This window comes from Mesorhizobium sp. Root157 (genome assembly GCF_001427385.1).
In the GTDB taxonomy this organism is placed as follows: Bacteria; Pseudomonadota; Alphaproteobacteria; order Rhizobiales; family Rhizobiaceae; genus Mesorhizobium.
Genome location: NZ_LMGJ01000003.1, coordinates 138,312 through 161,254, shown reverse-complemented (window position 1 = coordinate 161,254; position 22,943 = coordinate 138,312). Strand labels below are relative to the sequence as shown.

The 22,943-nt window shown below is 59.9% G+C and carries 20 protein-coding genes; 10 read left to right on the top strand and 10 right to left on the bottom strand.

Annotation, left to right across the window (positions count from 1 at the left end; translation table 11 throughout):
• Positions 1-127 precede the first annotated feature (127 nt).
• Positions 128-1,918, top strand: a complete 1,791-nt coding sequence (gene aspS / locus ASD64_RS03980; protein WP_056101032.1) for an aspartate--tRNA ligase — start codon at positions 128-130, stop codon at positions 1,916-1,918.
• 40 nt (positions 1,919-1,958) lie between these two features.
• On the opposite strand, the gene hspQ is transcribed toward aspS, so the two are convergent.
• Positions 1,959-2,282: a heat shock protein HspQ gene (hspQ, locus tag ASD64_RS03975; protein WP_056101530.1), complete on the bottom strand. Its 324-nt coding sequence runs from the start codon at positions 2,280-2,282 to the stop codon at positions 1,959-1,961.
• Between the two features lie 124 nt (positions 2,283-2,406).
• Between hspQ and ASD64_RS03970 the strand changes: the two genes are divergently transcribed.
• Positions 2,407-3,369, top strand: a complete 963-nt coding sequence (locus tag ASD64_RS03970; protein ID WP_056101029.1) for an AEC family transporter — start codon at positions 2,407-2,409, stop codon at positions 3,367-3,369.
• On the opposite strand, the gene ASD64_RS03965 is transcribed toward ASD64_RS03970, so the two are convergent.
• Positions 3,358-4,593, bottom strand: coding sequence for a UbiH/UbiF family hydroxylase (locus tag ASD64_RS03965; protein WP_056101027.1), 1,236 nt, complete (start codon positions 4,591-4,593; stop codon positions 3,358-3,360). The genes ASD64_RS03970 and ASD64_RS03965 overlap by 12 nt on opposite strands.
• Before the next feature lie 185 nt (positions 4,594-4,778).
• Here ASD64_RS03965 and pcsA point away from each other — a divergent pair, with 185 nt between their 5' ends.
• The 6 genes from pcsA (at position 4,779) to ASD64_RS03935 (ending at position 11,401) form a co-directional block, all read left to right on the top strand.
• Positions 4,779-5,585: a phosphatidylcholine synthase gene (gene pcsA / locus ASD64_RS03960; protein WP_056101527.1), complete on the top strand. Its 807-nt coding sequence runs from the start codon at positions 4,779-4,781 to the stop codon at positions 5,583-5,585.
• A 2-nt stretch (positions 5,586-5,587) separates the two neighbouring features.
• Positions 5,588-6,565 (top strand): quinone oxidoreductase family protein, encoded by a 978-nt coding sequence (locus ASD64_RS03955; RefSeq protein WP_056101024.1) that lies wholly within the window; start codon positions 5,588-5,590, stop codon positions 6,563-6,565.
• Positions 6,566-6,683: 118 nt separating this feature from the next.
• Entirely contained in the window at positions 6,684-8,261 is a 1,578-nt protein-coding gene (locus tag ASD64_RS03950; RefSeq protein ID WP_056101021.1) for an ABC transporter ATP-binding protein, read from the top strand.
• Positions 8,258-9,370 carry an ABC transporter permease gene (locus ASD64_RS03945; RefSeq protein ID WP_056101013.1) on the top strand — a complete coding sequence of 371 codons (1,113 nt, stop codon included), beginning with the start codon at positions 8,258-8,260 and terminating at the stop codon, positions 9,368-9,370. Before ASD64_RS03950 ends, ASD64_RS03945 begins: the two co-directional genes overlap by 4 nt.
• A complete protein-coding gene (locus ASD64_RS03940) occupies positions 9,370-10,290 on the top strand; it encodes an ABC transporter permease (RefSeq protein ID WP_056101011.1) in 921 nt (306 codons plus the stop codon). Before ASD64_RS03945 ends, ASD64_RS03940 begins: the two co-directional genes overlap by 1 nt.
• A gap of 43 nt (positions 10,291-10,333) precedes the next feature.
• Positions 10,334-11,401 carry a BMP family ABC transporter substrate-binding protein gene (locus ASD64_RS03935; protein WP_056101008.1) on the top strand — a complete coding sequence of 356 codons (1,068 nt, stop codon included), beginning with the start codon at positions 10,334-10,336 and terminating at the stop codon, positions 11,399-11,401.
• 518 nt (positions 11,402-11,919) lie between these two features.
• Here the strand turns inward: ASD64_RS03935 and ASD64_RS03925 are convergent.
• Positions 11,920-12,579: a TerC family protein gene (locus ASD64_RS03925; protein WP_056100997.1), complete on the bottom strand. Its 660-nt coding sequence runs from the start codon at positions 12,577-12,579 to the stop codon at positions 11,920-11,922.
• Between the two features lie 479 nt (positions 12,580-13,058).
• On the opposite strand from ASD64_RS03925, the gene ASD64_RS03920 reads away from it, so the two are divergent.
• Positions 13,059-13,784, top strand: coding sequence for a transglutaminase-like cysteine peptidase (locus ASD64_RS03920; protein WP_056100995.1), 726 nt, complete (start codon positions 13,059-13,061; stop codon positions 13,782-13,784).
• Positions 13,785-13,922: 138 nt separating this feature from the next.
• Here ASD64_RS03920 and ASD64_RS03915 read toward each other — a convergent pair whose 3' ends face one another.
• The 5 genes from ASD64_RS03915 to ASD64_RS03895 form a co-directional block, all read right to left on the bottom strand.
• Positions 13,923-14,540, bottom strand: coding sequence for a ribbon-helix-helix domain-containing protein (locus ASD64_RS03915; protein WP_056100992.1), 618 nt, complete (start codon positions 14,538-14,540; stop codon positions 13,923-13,925).
• A 1-nt stretch (position 14,541) separates the two neighbouring features.
• Complete coding sequence (locus tag ASD64_RS03910) at positions 14,542-15,822, bottom strand: HlyD family type I secretion periplasmic adaptor subunit (RefSeq protein ID WP_056100989.1); 1,281 nt, start codon at positions 15,820-15,822, stop codon at positions 14,542-14,544.
• A 55-nt stretch (positions 15,823-15,877) separates the two neighbouring features.
• On the bottom strand, positions 15,878-18,055 hold the full coding sequence (locus tag ASD64_RS03905; RefSeq protein WP_056100987.1) for a type I secretion system permease/ATPase: 2,178 nt from the start codon (positions 18,053-18,055) through the stop codon (positions 15,878-15,880).
• Positions 18,056-18,189: 134 nt separating this feature from the next.
• Positions 18,190-19,623 (bottom strand): TolC family outer membrane protein, encoded by a 1,434-nt coding sequence (locus ASD64_RS03900; protein ID WP_056100985.1) that lies wholly within the window; start codon positions 19,621-19,623, stop codon positions 18,190-18,192.
• A 176-nt stretch (positions 19,624-19,799) separates the two neighbouring features.
• Entirely contained in the window at positions 19,800-20,450 is a 651-nt protein-coding gene (locus ASD64_RS03895) for a L,D-transpeptidase (RefSeq protein ID WP_056100982.1), read from the bottom strand.
• Between the two features lie 135 nt (positions 20,451-20,585).
• Here ASD64_RS03895 and ASD64_RS03890 point away from each other — a divergent pair, with 135 nt between their 5' ends.
• The gene (locus tag ASD64_RS03890) at positions 20,586-21,383 is read left to right on the top strand and encodes a GGDEF domain-containing protein (RefSeq protein WP_056100980.1); all 798 of its coding nucleotides are present in this window, start codon (positions 20,586-20,588) and stop codon (positions 21,381-21,383) included.
• A 52-nt stretch (positions 21,384-21,435) separates the two neighbouring features.
• On the opposite strand, the gene ASD64_RS03885 is transcribed toward ASD64_RS03890, so the two are convergent.
• Together ASD64_RS03885 and ASD64_RS03880 are read right to left on the bottom strand one after the other, a co-directional pair.
• Positions 21,436-22,563, bottom strand: a complete 1,128-nt coding sequence (locus ASD64_RS03885; protein ID WP_156459999.1) for a hypothetical protein — start codon at positions 22,561-22,563, stop codon at positions 21,436-21,438.
• Positions 22,564-22,571: 8 nt separating this feature from the next.
• Positions 22,572-22,931 carry a hypothetical protein gene (locus ASD64_RS03880; protein WP_056100966.1) on the bottom strand — a complete coding sequence of 120 codons (360 nt, stop codon included), beginning with the start codon at positions 22,929-22,931 and terminating at the stop codon, positions 22,572-22,574.
• Positions 22,932-22,943: the final 12 nt, after the last annotated feature.

Sequence of the window (22,943 nt, the reverse complement as noted above, 5' to 3'; positions counted from 1 at the left end):
CGCCGGTGAAGCCCGCTTGCTCCTGCTCTCGCCTTGACAAAAGGCCATGCCCATGCGCTTTTCGCGCCAATTTTCAGGCCGGGCAAGTGCTTCGGCCTTACCGGAACTTTCTGATCGGAATCAGGCAATGCATCGCTACCGCAGCCATACCTGCGCTCAATTGAAAAAAGCCGACGTCGGCTCTTCCGTGCGTCTCTCCGGCTGGGTGCATCGCGTGCGCGATCACGGCGGCCTTCTGTTCATCGACCTGCGCGATCACTACGGTCTGACGCAGATCGTGGCCGATCCGGACTCGCCGGCTTTCAAGATGGCAGAGACCGTGCGCGGCGAATGGGTCATCCGTGTCGATGGCGAGGTCAAGGCGCGTTCGCCTGAGGCGATCAATGCCAATTTGCCGACTGGCGAAATCGAAGTGTTCGCACTCGATATCGAAGTGCTGTCGGCGGCGAAGGAACTGCCGCTGCCGGTGTTCGGCGAGCCCGACTATCCGGAAGACATCCGGTTGAAGTACCGTTTCATCGACCTGCGGCGCGAAACGCTGCACAAGAATATCGTCGCGCGCACCCGCATCATCTCGGAAATGCGCAAGCGCATGGAGAGCGTCGGCTTCACCGAATTCTCGACGCCCATCCTGACCGCCTCCTCGCCTGAGGGCGCACGCGACTTCCTGGTGCCGAGCCGCATTCATCCGGGCACCTTCTACGCGCTGCCGCAGGCGCCGCAGCAGTACAAGCAACTGATCATGGTGTCCGGCTTCGACCGCTACTTCCAGATTGCGCCCTGCTTCCGTGACGAGGACCCGCGCGCCGACCGGCTGCCCGGCGAATTCTACCAGCTCGACCTGGAGATGAGCTTTGTCGAGCAGGACGATGTTCTGAGCACGATGGAACCGGTGATGCGTGGCGTGTTCGAGGCTTTCGCCGAAGGCAAGCCGGTGACGCAGGAATTCCCGCGCATCCCTTATGATGTCGCCATGCGCAAATACGGTTCCGACAAGCCGGACCTGCGCAACCCGATCGTCATGGAAGCGGTTTCGGATCACTTCCGCGATTCCGGCTTCAAGGTGTTCGCCAATATCTTGGCCAACGACGCCAAGGCCGAGGTCTGGGCGATCCCGGCCAGGACCGGCGGCAGCCGCGCCTTTTGCGACCGCATGAATTCCTGGGCGCAAAGCGAGGGCCAGCCGGGCCTCGGCTACATCTTCTGGCGCAAGGAAGGCGAGAAGATCGAGGGCGCGGGTCCGCTTGCCAAGAACATCGGCGAGGAGCGCACGGAGGCAATCCGCCAGCAGCTTGGCCTGGCCGACGGCGATGCGGCGTTCTTCGTTGCCGGCGATCCGAAGAAATTCGTTTCGTTCGCAGGTGCCGCGCGCACGCGCGCCGGTGAGGAACTGAACCTCGTCGACCGCGACCGCTTCGAGCTTTGCTGGATCATCGATTTCCCGTTCTACGAATGGAACGAGGACGAGAAGCGCGTCGATTTTGCCCACAACCCGTTCTCGATGCCGCAAGGCGGCATCGAGGCGCTGAACGGCCAGGATCCGCTCAGCCTGAAGGCTTTCCAGTATGACATGGTCTGCAACGGCTTCGAGATTGCCTCGGGCGGCATCCGCAACCATCTGCCTGAAACCATGGTCAAGGCATTCGAGATCGTCGGGCTGGACCGCGCCACGGTCGAGGATCGCTTTGGCGGTCTCTATCGTGCCTTCCAGTATGGCGCGCCGCCGCATGGCGGGATGGCTGCCGGCATCGACCGGGTCGTCATGCTTCTGGTTGGGGCCAAGAACCTGCGCGAAGTCACGATGTTCCCGATGAACCAGCAGGCTTATGACCTGCTGATGAGTGCGCCGGCAGAGGCGACGCCGCAACAGTTGCGGGAACTGTCGCTACGCGTGGCGGTTCAGAAAAAGGACGCCTGAATCGGGCGGGTTGGCCGTTTTAGACGGTCAACCCGATACGTCAGTGCCGGACCTGATATTTCGGCTCGTAGCGGCCATCCGGGCTTTTCAGGAACATTTCCCTGACTTGTGGGTGACGTACCGGTTCACCGGTGCGGTCCTCAAGCAGATTCTGCTCGGAGACGTAGGCGACGTATTCCGTTTCCGAATTCTGTGCCAGCAGATGATAGAAAGGCTGGTCCTTGCGCGGGCGGACTTCCGCCGGGATCGACTGATACCATTCCTCGGAGTTCGCGAACTGCGGGTCAACATCGAAAACGACGCCACGGAAGCCAAACAGCCGGTGGCGCACGACCTGTCCGATCGAGAATTTGGCTGTTTTCATCGTATTCATCCTAACCATTGACTCTATTTGGAGCATGCGGTTCGGCAATTCAATCCCGTATGGCTTGACGCCTGACAGATCATCAGGATAGCCCCGGTTCGAGATTTCGGGTGCGGTGAAGCGTATGTTGGAAGTTGTCGGCCTTGTTATTCCATTCTTCGGGCTGATCTTCCTCGGCTTTGTCGTCGCCAGGATTACCCGCCAGCCACTGGATGCCCTCGGCTGGATGAACACCTTCATCATCTATCTGGCCCTGCCGGCCCTGTTCTTTCAATTGCTTGCCAAGACGCCCTTCGAACAATTGACGGAGTGGCGCTTCATCGCCGGTTCGGTGCTCTCGACCTTTGCCATCTTCATGATCATGTTTTCGGGCTCCCTGGTGATTGCGCGCGGCGCCATTGCCGAGGCGACCATCAAGGGGCTTGCCGCTGCCTACGGCAATATCGGCTATATGGGCCCAGGCCTTGCGCTGCTTGCCTTCGGCGAGACCGCCGCCGTCCCGGTCGCCCTGATTTTCTGCTTTGAAAACATCATGCATTTCGCCGTGGCGCCGATGATGATGGCGCTGTCCGGCGACGACAGAAGACCACCGCTGCAACTGGCGGCCGAGGTGATCAGGAAGATCGCCCTGCATCCCTTCATCATCGCCACGGCGTTTGGCGTTGCAGCAGCCTTTTTCGAATTGCAGCCGCCTGTGCCTGTCGAGCGCCTGCTTGTCTATTTGTCGAGTGCTGCCGCGCCTTGCGCGCTGTTCGCCATGGGGGTGACGCTGGCGCTACGGCCACTGAAGCGGGTGCCGCACGAAATGGCCCCGATCGCCGTCTTGAAACTCGTCGTGCATCCGCTGCTCTGCTACGTGGTTTTGAGCAGCATCGGCAATTTCTCGGAAACATGGCTGTTTTCGGCCGTGCTCCTGGCGGCGTTGCCAACGGCGACCAATGTATTCGTCATCGCCCAACAATATGGCGTATGGGTCGAACGCGCATCGGCAAGCGTGCTCATCACCACCTGCCTGTCCGTGTTGACGGTGACCAGCCTGCTTTACGCCATCACCCACGGCATATTGCCGCCCGATCTATTTCCTTAACGCTCCGGTTACGGCTGAAAAGCCGCTGCCTGGACGCAGGCCCTCGCGCATGAAGAAGGCCCGTAGCGGGGCAAAGGCGCGCAGTACGTCAAGACCGGCGCTACGCGCCATTTGGGCGGGCAGCATGTCGGACAAGAGCGTCATGTTGAGCAGGTTGACCGCGCTGCTGCGCGCCAGAATATCCGGACGGCGCTTGAAATCATATGCAGCAAGGGCGTTTGCCGATCCAGGATCAGCGCGGTTTTGCTGAGCAACACCAATGAGATCGTCGATGTCCCTGATGCCGAGGTTGAGACCTTGCGCACCAATCGGCGGAAAGACGTGGGCCGCTTCACCGACCAGCGCCACCCGGTTGTGGGCGAAGCGCCAGGGCGTGGCGGCGGACAGAGGATAGATTTGACGGCCGCTTTCCACGGTTACGCGGCCGAGCATCGATTGCATCTTCTTCTCGATGCGCATCGACAGTGTCTCGTTGTCGAGCGCGGTCAGTTCCTGCGCGGTTTCCGGCTTTACCACCCAAACCAGGCTGGAGCGCTTGCCTGGCAGCGGCACCTGGGTGAACGGCCCGGTTTCGGTGTGGAATTCCGTCGACGTGAAGGCATGGTCGCTGGTGTGCGTGAAGTTCAGCACCAGTGCGGCCTGGGGATAGGGGCGTGTGGAAACGGCGATCCCGGCGGCCTGACGGGCTTGTGAGAGCCGGCCATCGGCGGCTACGGCCAGCCGGGATTCGACTTCGTGTCCATCGGAAAGCGCCGCAATTGCCCGATCGGCCTCCAGCCGCCAACTGGAAACAAGCGACTTGCGCCATTCGATCGCCGGTTGCGCCGCCACTGTGTCGGCGAGCGTCTGGTTGAGAACCGTATTGGGCATATTGAGCCCAAAGCGATGCTCGTCGATCTCGCTGGCACGGAACGTGACCACGGGGCTGCGAATCAGCCGGCCGGTTGCGTCGACAATGCGCATGACCTTCAAGGGAGCAGCCTTGTGGGCGAGCGGCTTCAGGACACCCAGCCGGTCCAGCATGGCAAGCGCCGGGTTCATCAGCGCGGTCGTTCGCCCGTCCTGAATATTCGCTGCGGGCCCGATCAATGAGACCCTGAAGCCGGCGTCGGCAAAGGCAAGAGCGGCGATCAATCCGACAGGGCCGGTTCCGGCTACGATGACGCGCTGATCCAATTCCTGGCTCTGGGCGAGGTTCGACATGAGAAACGGCTCCGTGTCCATCAAGTATATCCCACTCGCTGCACCCATCAACGCGGCGTTTCAGCCAATACGTCCGGTGAGGCTGCCGGCGGGACGATATTTCTTGTGCGGCCCGCTTGGCTGCTATTAGGTTCGCATTGACCGGCGATGGCAGGTGGCCGATCAAGGTCGTCGATTGGTGCCATTGCAAACTGGACTGGCGGGCCGTGAGCAAGAACATTACTGGCAAGAAGATCCGGGACCGCATCCCGAGGCCTAAGAAGAAGGTAACGTGGCCGCAGGCGCGGGCTTTCTCGGTTCATCTATTGACCGCATCAGGCTCATTCCTTGCGTTCGTATCGCTGGTGGCAGCCAGTGAAGGGCGCTGGACGGCCATGTTCTGGTGGCTGGGACTTGCGCTTTTCGTCGATGGCATCGACGGACCGATAGCGCGCAAGCTCGAGGTCAAGGAGATCCTGCCGACATGGTCGGGCGAACTGCTCGACAACATCATCGACTATGTCACCTACGTGTTGATCCCTGCTTTCGCGCTCTATCAGTTCGGGCTGATGGGCGAGGGGCTTTCCTTCCTCTCGGCCGCGATCATCGTGGTTTCCAGCGCGATCTATTACGCCGACACCGGCATGAAGACGAAGGAGAACTTCTTCAAGGGCTTTCCGGTTGTCTGGAACATGGTCGTGTTCACGCTGTTCGTCGTCGGCCCCGGCGAATGGGTGTCCTTTGCCGTCGTGGTCATTGCCGGCCTGCTGACCTTCGTGCCGATCAATTTCCTGCATCCGGTGCGGGTCAAGCGCTTGCGCCCGATCAACCTCACCATCACGCTGTTGTGGTGCGGGTTCGGTGCCCTGGCGCTGGCGGAATCCGCTCTTGCCGTGTTCTACAGCCAGATCGGCGTGCTCGCCGAAAATGTCAGTCAGTTCACCAAGATTGGCATCACCATAACTGGCCTCTACCTGTTCTGCATCGGCGGCGTCATGCAGTTCTTTCCTAATCTCGGTGCCAAGAAAGCCTGATCATGCCCAAAGCAATTCGTATCCATGCCCATGGCGGGCCGGAAACTCTCGTTCATGAAGACGTCGAACAAGGTAACCCGGGCCATGGGCAGATCAGGGTCAAGCACACCGCGATCGGCCTCAATTTCATCGATGTCTACTACCGCACGGGACTTTACCCAGCGCCAGGCAGTCTGCCGTTAATACCGGGCGGGGAGGCGGCCGGTACGGTTATCGAAGTGGGTGAAGGCGTCGATTGGCTGAAGCCGGGCGAGCGCGTCGCCTATGCCGTCAAGCTCGGCGCTTATGCCGAAGAGCGCCTGATCGAAGCGGATCAGGTGGTCAAGGTTCCGGACGGCATCAGCGATGAACAGGCAGCGGCGATGATGCTCAAGGGCATGACCGCCGAGTACCTGTTGTTGCGCACGTTCCGGGTAAAGCCCGGCGACACCATTCTTTATCACGCGGCGGCAGGCGGCGTCGGCCTCATCCTTGGCCAATGGGCCAAGCATCTGGGCGCTACGGTGATCGGCACCGCCGGCACCCCCGACAAGGCCGAACTGGCCAAGGCGCACGGCTTCGACCATGTCATCGACTATCGCAAGCAGGACTTTGTTGCCGAGGTGGCCAGGCTCACCGCCGGCAAGAAATGCGACGTCGTCTACGACTCAGTGGGCAACGACACCTTTCCCGGTTCCCTCGATTGCCTGCGCCCGCTCGGAACCTTCGTGTCGTTCGGACAGTCGTCGGGGCCGATCCCGCCGTTCAGCATCAATCTTCTGGCGCAGAAAGGCTCGTTGTTCGCAACGCGCCCGACCTTGTTCGTCTACAATGCGAAGCGGCCGGACCTTGAGGCGTCCGCCAAGGCGCTGTTCGACGTGGTGCTGAGCGGAGCGGTCAAGATCAAGATAAACCAGCGTTATCCGTTGAAGGATGCAGCGCGGGCGCATTCGGATCTCGAAGGACGCAAGACCACCGGAACGACCATCCTCCTCCCGTAGAATTGTTCGCAACTGGCGCTGAAATTCTTGAAGGTCTTTCAAACTGCGCGACGCTTTGCGTAATTTCCCAGTCGCGCCTACGATAGCGATGGGAACACAGAACATATCTGGCCTGCGGATGGGAGGCACTGTGAGTGTAGATCAAGATGCTGTGAACCTGTTGGAGGTTCGCGGCCTAACCAAGATATTCGGCTCTCTCAAGGCTTGCGACACCATCCACCTGGCGATCGCCAAGGGCGAGATCCATGCGCTGCTTGGGGAAAACGGTGCCGGCAAGTCCACGCTGGTCAAGATGCTGTTCGGCTCGCTGGAGCCGAACGCGGGCGAAATCTTCTGGAACGGCCAAAAGGTCGGCATTACCAATCCCGGCGCGGCCAAGAAGCTTGGCATCGGCATGGTTTTCCAGCATTTCTCGCTTTTTGAAGCGCTGACCGCTGCCGAAAACATCGCGCTGTCGCTCGATGACGGCGCACCGATCGGGACCATCGCGGCCAAGGCCAGGGCGCTCTCCTACAGCTACGGCCTGCCGCTTGACCCGGACTCGCTGGTCGGCGACCTTTCAGTGGGTGAACGCCAGCGCATCGAGATCATCCGCTGCCTTTTGCAGACGCCGCAACTCATCATTCTCGACGAACCGACTTCCGTCTTGACGCCGCAGGAAGCAGACAAACTGTTCGAGACGCTGGAGCGATTGCGGTCGGAGGGTAAATCCATCCTCTACATCTCGCACCGCCTCGAGGAAGTGAAGCGCATGTGCGACCGCGCCACCGTGCTGCGGCACGGCAAGGTGGTAGGCCATTGCAATCCGCGCGACGAAACCGCCGCTTCGCTGGCGCGAATGATGGTGGGCAGCGAGGTCCAGGCAGTCGTGCGCCAGCCAGTGGAAGGCATCGACACAGCGCCTTCCCTGCTTGAGATTACCAATCTCAGCCGCCAGCCCGCGACGCCTTTTTCCATTCCCCTGAAGGGTATCAATCTGTCGGTTCGCGCCGGCGAGGTGATCGGCATCGCCGGGGTCGCCGGCAACGGCCAGGGCGAATTCTTCGAAGCGGTTTCCGGTGAAGTGCTGCAGCAGGATGCTGCTTCGGTGCGCATACGCGAAAAGAACGCCGGCGGCCTCAATATTACGGGCAGGCGACTTCTCGGAGCGGCCTTCGTGCCGGAAGAGAGGCTTGGGCACGGCGCCGCACCACGCATGAAGTTGTCCGAGAACCTTTTGCTTTCCCGCCACGCGACCGATGGCAAGGTATTCGTCGGAAGCGGCGGTACGGTCAACAGCAGCACCATCTACAGCGCCGCACAGCGGATCATCGAGGCGATGGACGTTCGCAAGAGCGCCCCGGATCCGGAGGCGGCCGCCCTTTCAGGCGGCAATCTGCAAAAATTCATTGTCGGCCGCGAACTCGACCGTAAACCGGTCGTCATGGTGGTCAATCAACCAACCTGGGGCGTCGATGCCGGTGCCGCAGCCCATATCCGCCAGGCGCTGATCGAGTTGGCCCGGAGCGGATCGGCGGTTCTGGTGATCAGTCAGGATCTCGATGAACTGTTCGAGATATCGGACGCGATTGCCGTCATGCACCATGGCGAATTGTCGAAACCGATGCCGATCGCCGAAGCCACGTTCGAAAAGGTGGGCTTGCTGATGGGCGGCGCCGAGACGGGCCGTGACGAACATGCAGCGGAGGTCGCGTGATGCGCCTTGAACTTGTAAAACGCCCGCAGCGTTCGATGCTGTTTTCCATGCTGTCGCCGTTCATTGCCTTCGCGCTGACGGTGACCGCAGGCGCGATCATGTTCGCCTTCCTGGGCGTCAATCCGGCGTCGGCGCTCTTCACCTATTTCATCTCGCCCATCACAGAGGTGTGGCAGCTTCACGAACTCGCCATCAAGGCTGCTCCTCTGATCCTCATCGCAGTCGGCCTGTCGGTCTGCTACAGGGCCAACATCTGGAATATCGGGGCTGAAGGCCAGTTCGTCTTCGGCGCGATTGCCGGCTCGTTTATCCCGGTGATGTATCCGGACCTTCAGGGGCCGTTCGTGCTGCCGATGATGCTTTTGATGGGCATGGTGGGAGGCGCGCTATACGCCGGCGTTCCAGCCCTGTTGAAGGCGCGCTTTGGGACCAACGAAATCCTGACCAGCCTGATGCTGGTCTATGTGGCGCAACTGTTCCTGGACTGGATGGTGCGTGGACCTTGGCGCGATCCGAAGGGCTTCAATTTTCCTCAAACGGTGCAGTTCAACAGTTCGGCGATCCTACCCGAACTGATGCCGATGTCGGGCCGGGCCAATATGGGCTTTGTCTTTGCGCTGGTTGCCGCGGTACTGGTCTGGTTCCTGATGAGCCGCATGCTGAAAGGATTCGAAGTCCGGGTCCTCGGTTCCAGCCCGCGGGCAGGGCGGTTTGCAGGTTTCAGCATGAACCGCATGGTCTTTTTCGCTTTCATGCTTTCAGGCGCCTTGGCAGGATTGGCGGGTATATCCGAAGTATCGGGGGCGATCGGCCAGCTTCAGCCAAGCATTTCGCCGGGCTACGGCTTCACCGCCATCATCGTCGCCTTTCTTGGCCGCTTGAACCCGCTTGGCATCGTTGCGGCGGGCCTGGTGCTGGGCCTCACCTATCTCGGCGGTGAGGCGGCGCAAAGCGTCCTCGGCATCTCCGACAAGGTCGCGCGGGTGTTCCAGGGCATGCTTCTGTTTTTCGTGCTCGGCTGCGACACGCTGATCCACTACCGCATCCGCCTGGTTGGTCTGGGCGCGCCCAAATCGAAAGCCGTGGCAAAGCTGGAGGAGGCCCGCTGATGGACATCACCATCAACATACTCATGACGATTGCCACCGCGGCTACTCCGCTGTTGATCGCGGCAATCGGCGAATTGGTGGTCGAGCGCTCCGGCGTTCTCAACCTCGGTGTCGAAGGCATGATGGTGATGGGAACCATCGGCGGTTTCGGCGCTGCCTATCTCACAGGATCGCCGTGGATCGGCCTGGTAGCCGGCGTGGCGTTGGGTGCGATATTCTCGCTGTTGTTTGCGGTCATGACGCTTTCGCTTGCCACCAACCAGGTGGCGACCGGCCTTTCGCTGACGATACTGGGGCTTGGCCTGTCCGGCATGATGGGAACGAATTTCGTCGGCCTTCCCGGCGAGCGCTTGCCCAATCTCTATATTCCCGTACTCACCGACATACCGGTGATCGGCAGGCTGCTGTTCGGCCAGGATCCCATCTTCTACATGTCGATTGTTCTGGTGATCGGCGTTGCATGGTTCCTGTTCAAGACGAGAACGGGCCTGACGCTTCGCTCCATAGGCGACAGCCACACTTCGGCTCATGCACTTGGCATTCAGGTTATCCGCTACCGCTACCTGGCGGTGATTTTCGGTGGCGCTTGCGCAGGCCTCGCGGGTGCGCATCTGTCGCTGGTCTATACCCCGCAATGGGTCGAGAACATGACGGCAGGACGCGGCTGGATTGCCCTTGCTCTGGTGGTCTTTGCCTCATGGCGTCCGCTCCGGGTGTTGGCAGGCGCTTATATCTTCGGCGCGGTATGGATCGGGCAGCTCCATGCACAGGCTTTTGGCATTCCGGTGCCGTCGCAGTTTCTTTCTTCGCTTCCCTATCTGGCAACTATCGTGGTTCTTGTTCTAATCTCGCGTAACAAGCGCTTGACCATGATGAATACACCGGCTTCCCTTGGGCAGCCATTCGTGCCAGATCGCTAACAACAAGCAGAAGCCCCGTGGCTAAACACAGAGAGGTAACATGATGAAAAAACTGCTTATTGCGCTTGCAACAACAGCTGCGGCGCTATCGTTCGCCGCAACTGCGCAGGCGCAGGAAAAACTGAAGGCCTGCTGGGTCTATGTCGGCCCGATCGGCGACTTCGGTTATTCCTACCAGCATGACCAGGGCCGTCTCGCCGTCGAGAAGGAATTCGGTGACAAGGTCGAGACCGCATATCTCGAAAACGTGGCTGAAGGCCCCGATGCCGAACGCGCTTTCGAGCGCCTGGCACGTCAAGGCTGCCAGATCATTTTCGGCACGTCGTTCGGCTTCATGGACGCCGAACTGAAGGTGGCCAACAAGTTCCCGGACATCAAGTTCGAGCATGCCACCGGCTACAAGACGGCTGCCAACATGGGTATCTACAACGCCCGCTTCTATGAAGGCCGCTACGTTATCGGCCAGATCGCTGCGAAGCAGTCCAAGACGGGCGTTGCCGGCTACATCGTTTCCTTCCCGATCCCTGAAGTGGTGATGGGTATCAACGCCTTCATGCTGGGTGCCCAGTCTGTGAACCCCGAGTTCAAGGCCAAGATCGTATGGGTGAACTCCTGGTTCGATCCGGGCAAGGAAGCGGACGCTGCCAAGGCCTTGTTCGACCAGGGTGCCGACATCATCGTCCAGCACACCGATTCCACCGCACCGCTGCAGGTCGCACAGGAACGCGGACTGCACGGCTTCGGCCAGGCTTCGGACATGATCACCTTCGCGCCGAAGTCCCAGTACACCGCCATCGTCGATGATTGGGGTCCGTACTACATCGAACGCATCGGCGAGGTTCTTGCCGGCACCTGGAAGCCGGAAGACCGCTGGGAAGGCATCAAGGAAGGTGCGGTGCTTATGGCTCCTTACACGAACCTTCCAGAAGATGTCGCCGCAGCAGCGAAGGAAACCGAAACCAAGATCGCTGGTGGCTGGAACCCCTTCACCGGACCGGTGTTCAAGCAGGATGGCAGCGAGTGGCTCAAGGACGGCGAAGTCGCTGACGACAAGACGCTGCTTGGCATGAACTTCTACGTCAAGGGCGTGGACGACAAGCTGCCGCAATAAAACGGTAGGCCAACATACGAATGGAAAGGGCGCCTTTAAGGCGCCCTTTTTGTTTTGGCGACATGTCTGGCCGATGTTGTCGGCGGGTCCGAGTGCTTCGGCGACGAGGACCAGCAACAGCTTGCCAGACTTGCTTTGCAAGCTGCGGGGCTGAAATCACGAGACAAGCATAGTGGCACCGCATCGGTTTCGCGCCTCTGGCAGCGGAGGGTCGATGTCGGGATCGCGTGTCGGGAAGGGGCTTATGATGCTGCGGCCATCGCGCGCTCGCAAGCCCGCAACAGTCCGGTGATTGCCGGCCCGTCGTCGAGACACATTCTTCTGAACAGCCCCGGCGTTGCCCTGTAGCCGGTGACGAGGATGGCATGCATAGAAACAGGTACTTGGAGCGCGCCAGCGAATCTGAAAGGTCGCGACGCGCTCTGAGTTCACGCGAGGTGTCGACGGATTGTCCGGAAGAACGAAAACGGCGGGCGGTATCACCGCGCCCGCCGTATCTGCGTGGCTTGTGGTGCCGGTTAAGCCAAGGCAACACTCAGGTGAGGCCAAACTTCCAGAACGCCGCGATAGACCATGTCGAGTGCTACATAGAGGATGATGAGCAGGCCGACATAGGCGATCCAGCGATAGCGATGCAGGAGCTTCGCAATGAAGCTGGCTGCAAGGCCCATCAAGGCAATCGACAGGATCAGGCCGATGATGAGAACGGTGAGGTGATCGCGCGCTGCGCCGGCGACGGCCAGCACGTTGTCCAGGGACATTGAGACATCGGCGATGACGATCTGGGTTGCAGCTTGGGCAAGCGTTTTGCGCGGCGCCTTGCCGGTCGCTGCCTTGCCGCCGTTCGCTTGGGTGTCGGACAAGGCTTCCGTAGCCTCGTGCTCGTCTTCGTGCGAAGTGCGCAATTCACGCCACATCTTCCAGCAAACCCACAGAAGCAGGATGCCGCCGACGAGCAGGAGACCCAGCACGGCCAGAAGCTGGACGGTGATGACGGCAAAGCCAATGCGCAGAACGGTGGCGGCAAGAACGCCGAGAAGGATCGCCTTCTTGCGCTGGTCTACCGGCAAGCCGGCGGCCGCAAGTCCGATGACGATTGCATTGTCTCCGGCCAATACGAGATCGATGGCAATTACCTGCAGGAGCGCGCTGAAGCCTGCCGCCGTGAAAATTTCCATTGCTTGAAAGCCAATCTGAGGTGGTGATGCTTGATATAACGGCCTAACGCGCGATGCATAACCGCGTCAAGAGTTAGTGGTATTGGACGCCTGGGTGTTTCTGGTCGATGCAGGTGGCGTCGGCATCCAACTCTATCGGAACGTTTAGATTTGAGCGGTTTTCAAAACCGGGCCTCGGCCCTCAATTGCTGCCCGTGCGGGCGGGTTCTCGTGGCATTTGACAAAACAAGGTGAAATGAATTTATACTATCGAACCTGTCAGAAATTTATGATCACACTCGAAATTGATAATATAACTTGTTTGATTAAATTTTTAGGAATCAAAGTACTCAAAGTACACTATATCCTTTAGCTGGATGTACAATTCCATGAGTTAGCCTTCGCTTCAGTAAGCCGAGGGCGGACAGATGGTTGGCAGCGGAATACAAGGAGCGGGCAAGCGAGCTGGGGGCGCCGTCACCGCCATGGCGGTCGCTTGCATGCTGTCCGGCAGCCTAGCCATTCCCGAAGCGCGCCTTGCATCGAAGTCGACGCAACTCGACTACATGAGCACCGGATCGGTGGTGGCCGGTATATTTTCGTCCGTGGCATTTCCTTTCAAGCCCGGCATGGTGGCGCGCTGGACAGAGATCGAGGCGGGCGCCGATGGCCTTGCCGTCGAGGATTGTGCGGATTTGGCTCCCTGCCGTGTCCGTTTGAGCCTTGTGAAGGACACGGCAAATGCGGTTCAGGATTTGTCACTGGTGCGCAAGATCGCGGCGGTGAATACAGCCGTCAATCGCCTGATCGATTATAGAAGCGACAAGGATGTCTACGGCGTGCTCGACTATTGGGCGACGCCAAAGGAGATCCTGACTGAAGGCAAGGGCGATTGCGAGGATTTCGCAATCCTGAAGATGGCGGCGCTCAGAGCGGCAGGGATACCGGCCGAGAGCATGGCCCTGGTGGTGCTTCGCGATACGGGCCGGGATTTTTATCATGCCGTGCTGGCTGTCTCTACCAGCAACAATACTTACGTGTTGGATAACCTGCGCGATGCAGTGCTGACGGACAAGCAATTGCCGCAGTATCAGGCACTCTATTCGCTCAGTGCCCAAAAGGCCTGGGTCCACGGCTACAAGCGCGGTTCGGAATTTGCGATGCAAAAGCGTCCTGCATCACTGGAAGCCGTGCAGCCGGGCGAAGGCGTTCAAGACCCGTCCTGACAGGTTGCCGGCCGCTAGCTGCGCCGGTCACGAGCCTAAAGCGGCCGTGATCCTTCAGATTCGCCGGCCGTGCTTCAAGTGTTTGCTTTTGTGCATGTCGTTATCCCGAAACCGGTTTCCACTTTCGGGCGACCTGCATCAGGACAACACGTAGCACAATACGATATCGCTGCCCGTGACGGGTGCCAGTATGGCATTGAGGGTGCCGCGCACCCGGCGGTCCCCGAAACCGACGACGAAGCCGACTTGAGTCGGGACATTACCGCTGGCCTTCAGGTTGGCAGCGAGAGTGGTCAGGTGCGCGTCCAGCGCCAGACGGAAATCCCTTCCGATCGAACCCGGTTCCCCGGAGGTAAAGCGGCTTTGTACGAAGGTCAGGAAGGGCTGGTTGTAGGCAATGATGCGCTTGTCGAGCCCGAGAGCGAAAGTCGCACCGGGCGAAGCCCGAACCAGATTGACGACGAGGGATGGATCAGAAACCTGCCGAGCGGCCTCCAGCTCGTCCAGCACCCATTTGAGACAATAGACGCGGAGCAAAGACGTCGTGTTTGTCATTTCAGGCGCTTGGCCGACAACCGATCTTACCAGCGTCCCGGTCTTCTGCGCGGTCGCGGTAGCAATGTCCCGCAGCGTTTTCCAATAGGCGCGTTCAAGCCGTATGCCCCGGCGAGCGTCTTGATCCTCCACCACGCGAAAGATGGGTTCTGCATCGCTGGCAAGTGATGTGGAATCCGATTCGCCGGACGCGGAAACCATTCTAACGCTCCCGCATGGCCTCTGTTCTGGCCTTGTTGATTGGCTTCAGCAAATACTGAAGAACAGTTTTCTTGCCAGTCATAACATCCACCGAAGCAACCATGCCGGGAATGATCGAGTGCGCCTTGCCGTCATGACTGATCTCGGATTTGTCGGTCTTCACCTGCACCAGATAGAAGGTTTCTCCGGATTTCTCGTCGAACATGGAGTCGGCGGACACGTTGGAAACCTCACCGGGAAGTCCTCCGTAAATGGAGAAATCGAAGGCGGTTATCTTCACCAGCGCCGGTTGCCCAATCCGTATGAAGGCAACATCCTTGGGCGATATCCGAGCCTCGACCAGGAGGACATCGGAGGTGGGAACGACTTCAGCAACCACGGTGCCGGGCTGGACATAGGCGCCGATCGTGGTGATTTCCAAACGGTTCACGACGCCATCCACCGGTGAGCGCAAATCAGTGCGCTGGACCCGATCCGACGCCCCGCGGATGGTTTCCAACACCACCGACAGGTCAGCCAGCACCTTGGTCTTTTCGGCCAGCGCCTCTTGCTGGAAAACCAACATCAGTTCATCGACTTGAAGCGAGGCTTCCTTGATCGACCCGCGGATACGGTCGAGCGACTCCTGCAACAGCTTCAACTGACCGTTCGAGTCCGTCAGTTCCTTTTGAATGCGCAAGAGATCGGTCTGGGGCGCGAGCTTGCGGGCGACAAGCGGTTCCAGCAGGGCGGACTCCTTCTGGGAAATCTTGATATTGGCCTCCAGCCTCTGGATGCCGACCAGAGCCTCATCCAGTTCCCCGCGTCTCTGCAAATGACGTTCCTGCAGAACAGAAAGTTTATTCTGGAAGGAATCTCGCCGTGCCTTCAACAGTTGGCCTTCGTTGTCGCAAACTTCCGGGCTGGTCTTTCGAACCACCTCCGGGCAAATCATCGGCGACATCATATCGCCTGTCTGCTCCAGTTCCAGGCGCGCTATCTGTACGCGCAGCGCACGTGCACGTGCCTCCAGTTCACCCAATGTCGATGTGGTGGCGGTATCGTCCAGCCGGACAATGAGATCGCCTTTCTTGACGATCTGGCCGACTCTGACGGCGATCTCCTGCACGACGCTGGCTTCGCTCGCCTGGATGATCTGGGTGCGGGAGACCGGGATGACCTTGCCTTCGCCGCGCGCAATTTCCTCGACCTGCGTAATCGCCGCCCATGCCACGAATGAGATGATGAGCAGAATAACGACGGCAAGGCTGGTGCGGGCCCAGAAGGGCGGGTTGTCGGTCATTGGTTGGCCTCTCCCCCGACCGCTGGGAAAAATGCCGAAGGGCCTGACAAGCTGATCATGACGGCCGCGCCGCGTTCTTCTGGAGTTGCTCGATGACGGCCTTCTTCGGTCCATCCGCGATCACGCGGCCGTTTTCCAGAACGATGAGGCGGTCGATCAATTCGAGCATGCTGTAGCGGTGAGTTGAAATGATGAGGGTTGTTCCGGCACCGACTGCCGTCGCCAACTGGCTGATCAGCCGCCGTTCCGAGGCGAGGTCCATGGCGCCGGACGGTTCATCCAGGAAGATGATCTTAGGCCGGGCCAGCAGAAGGCGAGCAATCGCCATCGCCTGCCTTTGCCCGCCCGACAAGTTGCTGCCGCGTTCGCCAACCGGCATGTCGTAGCCTCGAGGATGGCGGGAGACGAATTCATCGACGCCCGTCCTGCGCGCCACCTCGATGATCTCCGCGTCGGTCGCGTCGGGCCGGCCCATGAGGAGGTTTTCCTTGACCGATCCGGAGAACAGGTCCGCCGATTGCGAGGCGACTGCCACAGCCGAGCGGATGACGGCGGGGTGGTACTGGCGCACGTCTATGCCGTCGATCATCAGGCTGCCGGCCGTTGGCGGATAAAGGCTCCCGAGCAGACGGCCAATGGTTGTTTTTCCGGACCCTATCCGGCCTATGATGCCGACACGTTCGCCTGGCTGGACGGAAAATGACAGGCTGTTCAACACCTTCTGATCGGAGCCGGGATAAGCAAATTCGACGTCCCGGAATGCGAAGCTGCCGGCATTGATTTCGCGATTGACAAAGCCGGTGCCGGTCGGCCGGTCTTCCGGTTGCTCCATCACCATATTGAGGATGCGCAGGGAAAGGATCGCCTGGCGCATGCGTGACAGCGTCATCGCAATCTGTCCCATCGGCGCGACGGTACGGCTCGAAAGCATGACCGTGGCAATGATCGCACCGGAAGACATTTCACCTTTCGAGAATTGGTAAGCGCCGGCAATGATGATGACCACGGAGACCATCTGCTGGACGAATTGCGTGCTGTTGGCCGCCGACGCCGACAACTGCTTGATCTCTTCCGACGTTAGAGACGCCTTCTTCGACAACTCGTGCCATTTGCGCAGCAATGTCCGTTCGGCGCTCAATGATTTCACCGTCTCGATCGTCGAGATGGTTTCGACGAGGAGTGATTGCTTCATCGACGATTCGTTGGATGCGGCGGCTACTCTGCGCCCGATCCTGTGCTGTGAAATCAAGCCGATAACCAGGGAAAACACGAAGGCGATGGCTGGGATGATGACAATCCAGCCGCCTACCAGGTAGATCACGATCAAAAAGACAAATACGAAGACCGTGTCGATCAACACGCTGATCGTGTTGGAAGTGAAGAACTCACGCACGAACTCGTATTGCGTCACGCGGCTGGCATAGTCGCCAGTCTGCATCGGTCTCGATGCCATGGTTGCGTTGAGGACTTTTTCGAACAGAAGGTAGGAAAGCTTGATGTCGGCGCGTCGGCCTGCGTAGTCGATAAGGGCGGCGCGAACAGTTTTCAAAAGCAGATCGAATAGAATGGCGCCCGCGACGCCGAGCGCGAGAACCCAAAGTGTCGCCGTGGCATTATTGGGCAGGATGCGGTCGTAGACATTCATCGTGAAAAGCGGCGACGCGATCGCCAGCAGATTGATGAACAAGGCTGCCATCGCCACCTGTGCGTAGGAACGCCAGAAGGGGAGCAGTGCGCTCGTCAGCCAATGGCGGCGCGCGATGCTGCCGTCCAGGCCGTCCACGGCGGACTGCATAGTGTCCGCGCTGACTACGCCGAAGGACAGGACAGCCCTGACATCTTCCCTTCGCAACGGGCCGCCCTGAGCTTGGGAGTTGGCCAGTGACAGCAGGGATGACCTTGAACTGTCTCCCTCCATATTTTCCAGCAGGGAAACAGCCGAGCCATCGTTCAGCAAAAGGATTGCCGGGAGGTCGAGATTGCCGGACGTCAGTTCGCGCCAGCCAAAGTCCCTGACTTCGAGGCCGATGCGGTCGCTCAAACGCTGAACGTCTTCGATGCCGGGCGAATCCTCATCGAAGGGGATACCGGAAAAGAGGACGACGTCCGAGCCGGGTCTGCCAAGGAAGATTGCCACCCTCTGGAAGACAGACCTGAAGGGCTGCCCCTTGACCGGGACATCAAGCTCGGTAGGTGCGGCCCGTACACCGGACAAATCGGGCGCCGAATTCATAAAGGCCTCTCGCTAGACGAGACGACACATGCTGCGAAGCAGAATAAACAGGGTCCACTCCACCGGACAAACGGCTGCTTGCGTTCAAGCCATGCCATCCGTCCCAGTGTACGCCGCAAAGGCTTTCCCGCTGGTTACTGTATCGGTGCCAGCAGGTCGAGCGGTAGGTTGTTGACCTGCTGCGAAGGCAAGCGACGATAGGTTTCCGTCGGCGCCGTCTCGGGAACGTTGAATTCCTTGCGGGCATAGGCATCCGACTGCTTGGCAGCCTGCAGGTTCATCGTGCTCAACAGGGTTCCCGTCGATGCCAGCAAACGATATTCGGCAAAGCGGGCTGCAAATTCCGCCGTTTTCGCCAGAATGCTGACGGTGTAGCGCGAATTCTGCGCGCCGAGCACGTCGAGCAGGGAGCGTCGGCCTACGGCAAGCTGGTCACGATATGAACTGACCAGTTGGCCGTTCGATGCAGCCTGCTCCCGGAAGGTGCTGGCCAAATCCATCTGGCGCAAACGGCGGTCCCACGAAATCCTGACGGCTTCCTCGACTTCCCTATAGTTCTGATGCAGGACCAGCCGCTGTTCGCTTGCCCGGCGGATCTGTTCCTGCTCGTTGGCGACGTCGATGCCGCCACGATAGAGGTTCCATTTCGCGACGACACGCGCCTGCAGGTCGGACGTGCGGCCCTCGCTGCCGTCGATGTCGTGGCCGGTACGGGCCCGGCCTTCAAGAAATATCTCGGGAAGCATCTTGGAGCGCGCCGCATCTACCTGCGCATCGGCGACATCGATATCCGCGTTGGCAACCTTGATGCGCGGGTTGTTGGCTCTCGCCAACCCGATCGCCGCATCGAGCGACTTCGGCAGGGCCTTGGCCATGGACGACGGCATCGAGGCATTGGAGAAGGGTTTTCCGACCAGTTTCAGGAAGCGGATCTTTGCGGCTTCAAGTTCCTCTTCCGCTTCCTTGGCGCGGGCCTTGGCAGCCAGCAAACGCTCTTGTCCCTGCTGGCGGTCGGCTTCAGTCAGCGTCCCTCCCGAGATCAGCGAACCGATGTCGGAAATGACCTGCTGGTGAAAACCCATATTGCGGCGGGATTCTTCGACGATCTGCGCTTGCAGCATGATCTCGAGGTATTCGCGCACCACCTGCAGGCCGATTGATTCAGAACGCTCGAGGACCCGGAACGCCGCACTGTCAACGCGGGCCGCCTGGCGTTCAAGCTCTGCCCGACGCCCACCGCCGTCGAAAAGCTTTTGCGTAACGGAAAGGCCTACCTCCGACGGATAGAGCGGATCGTCTTCGATTCCGCCAAGCCGCCTAGAGGGATTGTCCAGATCGCGGGCTCCGACCGAAGCCTCCAGATCGACGCTGGGCATGTAAAGCCCGCGTGCCTGGCGCAGTTCAAATTCGATCGCTTCGCGGTTCTCTGATGCCTGGCCGATTTCAGGATTGGACTCCAGCGTTACGGCCATCGCTTCCTTGAGCGACATCGCACTCGAACTCGTCGAGAAGAAAGCAGCGCCCGTAAGCAACGCCGCCGACACGACATGGAGTACTGAGATACGCATTGCCCGCCAACCCCATCCTGCATTTGACCGCGTATAGGCGCAGCCCAATATTACCAAACCCTGCTACCCCTATGCCTTTTGAATCAAGATTCATCAACCCTTGCGGGAATTCATACCCGGGGATGTTTATTAATTCCAATTGCTGTTGCGATTCCGTCACACATATACATAAGATTTTACTGAACTATAACTCGACTTCCAATTTGGACTTTACTGTACAATTCAACGATATCCTCGTTGGCCATTCTTATGCAGCCGGAAGAAACGGCCTTACCCAACGTCCACGGCTCGTTGGTGCCGTGTATCCGGTAGAGTGTGCCTCCAAGATAAAGCGCGCGCGCACCAAGCGGATTGTCTGGCCCGCCCTCCATCGTTAATGGCAGGATCCTGCCTTTGGCGACCTCGCGACGTCTCATTTCTTCGGGAGGTGTCCAACTTGGCCATTCTGCCTTGCGGCTGATCTTTTCCGACCCTTTCCAGGCAAAACCCTCGCGGCCGACGCCGATCATGTAGCTGGTCGCCGTCCCGTCGCGGTTGACATAGAGAAGCCGCCGCTGACCCGTATCCACAATTATTGTGCCCGGTTGAGCGCTTCCTTCGTATGAAATCACTTGCGGCGGCAAAGGTGCGACATTGAAGCGCCGAGACAACTCTTGATTGTCGACATGCTTCTTGACCCATTTGCCGGTTTTCGCATCAAACTGGCGCACTTGCGGCTGTTGCGATGCGGCTTCAGCGGGCAGGGGGCCGATCGCAGGTGCAACCAAACACCCGAAGCAATACACCGCAATCGCGACGGCGAGGCGGGAAATCAAGCTTGATGGCATATAGCGCCACTCCGCAATGCGTTTACCTTACCCCGACTATAGCCGAATCGATCAAATGTGAAATGTCTCGGCAACGTCAACTTTACACCAAGGCATTATTGAATCGCCTAAGGAAAAAACGGGGTTGAGCGGACCATGGACTTGGAATTGGCAAGGAATTTCTTCTTTCGGCACAAGGCCGCTTTTTCCTGGGCGGCAGGGGGGACTGTCGCTGGCGTCGCCGTCGCTTTGGTCGTCTATGGCGTTTTCAATGCAATCTCTCCGTCGACCGCTGCCGCACGGGAACTTGGCCTGACCTTGACGGTGTCCCTCCTGGTCGCGCTGCCGCTTGCCACGGCATGCGGGTTGATGGCGGCGAAGACCGCCGTTTTGCGGAAGCAGGCACAGAAATCTGCACAGAATGACGGTTTGACGTCCTGCCTGAACGAGGCGACCTTTTCAGCACTCGTCGATACCTATTCCAATCGCAACGTCGCATCCGGCGGCAATCCCCTCGGCACGATCCTGTTGATCAATCTCGACGACCTGAAGGTTATCAACGCTCGTTTCGGCTTCAGTTGGGGCAACGAGGCTCTCAGCAGCGTCGCGGCAACAATCAGGAATACCGTGCGCAACGGCGATATCGTCGGCCGGCTCTCGGGCGACCAGTTCGGCGTTTTCCTGCCTGGTGCGCACGAAACCGACGCGCGCGGCGTTGCCGAGCGTATCCATGACAATGTCTCCAAGATGCAATTCTACCCGGCCGGCACCTCCTACCCGATGTCCATCCGTGCCGGCGCCGTGATCGTATCTAGCCGCATCGGCTTCGACGATCTCCTGCGCGAGGCGGAAGGGACGCTGGCCATGACGCGGGGCCCGGGACGCGACTGGATCGAGTACCAGTTCTTGAATGCGTCAACCGCAGCCGGGCAAGGTGACAACAGGCTTCAGTAGCCCAGCATTCCGCCAGGAATAAACGGATCAAGTTACGGGTAGAACAAAAGGGTCAGAACCCCGACGGCGCCCCGTCCTGAAGCACGGGCTTACCACCGGACAGGCGGTAGATGGCCAGACGCCGTTCCACGCGGCCATCGGCTTTGAAGCGGAAAACTCCGGTCGCGCCTGCGAACCCTGAAGGCGTTCGCAGGGCCGCCGCGTCAAGACCGTCCTGCCCCTTGGCACGCACGATGCCGGCGGCAACGGCTACCGCATCGAATCCATAAGCGGCTTCAAGCGACAGCGGGCGCGCATAGGCGGCCTGGAAGCGCGTCGATATGCGCTTCAGCGCTTTCTGGTCGACGAGTGCAAGCAGCGAACCGTCAAGCGCCTGCTCGCCATAGGCGCTGGCTGGCCAGGCGAAGGTGCCGAGGAAAGGCACGTTGGCGCCGAGCCCGCCACGCTGGCGCAGGGCAGGGGCGGCGACCTTGGGAGCGTCGGCCCCGATCAGCAGGACCGCTTGCGCTTGCCCGAGATGAGCAAGTTTGGTCTCCCCGTCGGCGGAGGTGGGATCGGTGACGATGTCCAGCAACTGCGCGCCGCCTTGCTTCAAGCCGGCCTTGAGGCGTTGCGCCTCGGATGCGGTGAGCGCGCGTGTCGAAACGGCCATGATCCTGGCCAGTCCGGCCCCCGCCGCATAGGAGGCGACTTCAATGGCGGCGCCGATTTCGTCGGACTGGATTGCCACCGCGGAGTTCGCAGGCTCGGCGCCCAGAAGAATGGCGGCCGCTTTGGAGGGGCCGTTGGCAATGGCCCTGGCGAGGGAAGGCGGTCCGATGAGGAGTTTCGCCCCGCTTTCGGCGGATTGCTTGATCTTGCCGGCGGCATCGGCGCCTTGTGCCCGCAGGTCGTGGGCGGTGAGGGTCAATTGCCCTGCGCCAAGGTCCTTGACGGCCAGTGCCGCGCCATCGCGATAGTCGTTGGCGTCAATGCTGGCGTCGAGGAAAAGGTCGACGCGGACAGGTCCGCTGCCGAATGACTGGGTGGCGACAGGCGGGGCATCGGCAGCGCCTGTTGCGCCGGCGTTGACGCTTTCCAGCGCATCCGGCCCGGCCGACGACTGGCAACCTGCAACGAGTCCGAACAGCATCAGCCCGAGGCAGACAACGCCACGCCGGGTGGGGAAAGACAGGCCCATGCGCGCCGTCAGTTCATGTACTGGACCATGCGGGTGTGGAAGCACTCGCACTTGTTGATGGAGTCGTCGTCGCGATAATTTGCCTGGAGGTAGCCGTAAGCCTTGCCGCATGCCGCCTTGGCTTCGGAAGCCCAGGTGAAAGCCGGCCGCCGCGAATTGATCCACTGGCTGTCGTCGGCAACGCTGACCGCCTCGTTCATCAGCTTGACGACGTCTTCGGTGAGCGCCGCATTGCTGGTCTGGCTGAGCAAGGTGGAGCCGGTCGCCAACTGGCATTGATTGTAGCCATCGCCGAGATCGGCTGCCTGCACCGGTAGGGCGACGGAAAGCAAGGCCGCCATCGCCAGAATCTTGCGCGCTGAAATCATTGCTCCGTGTCC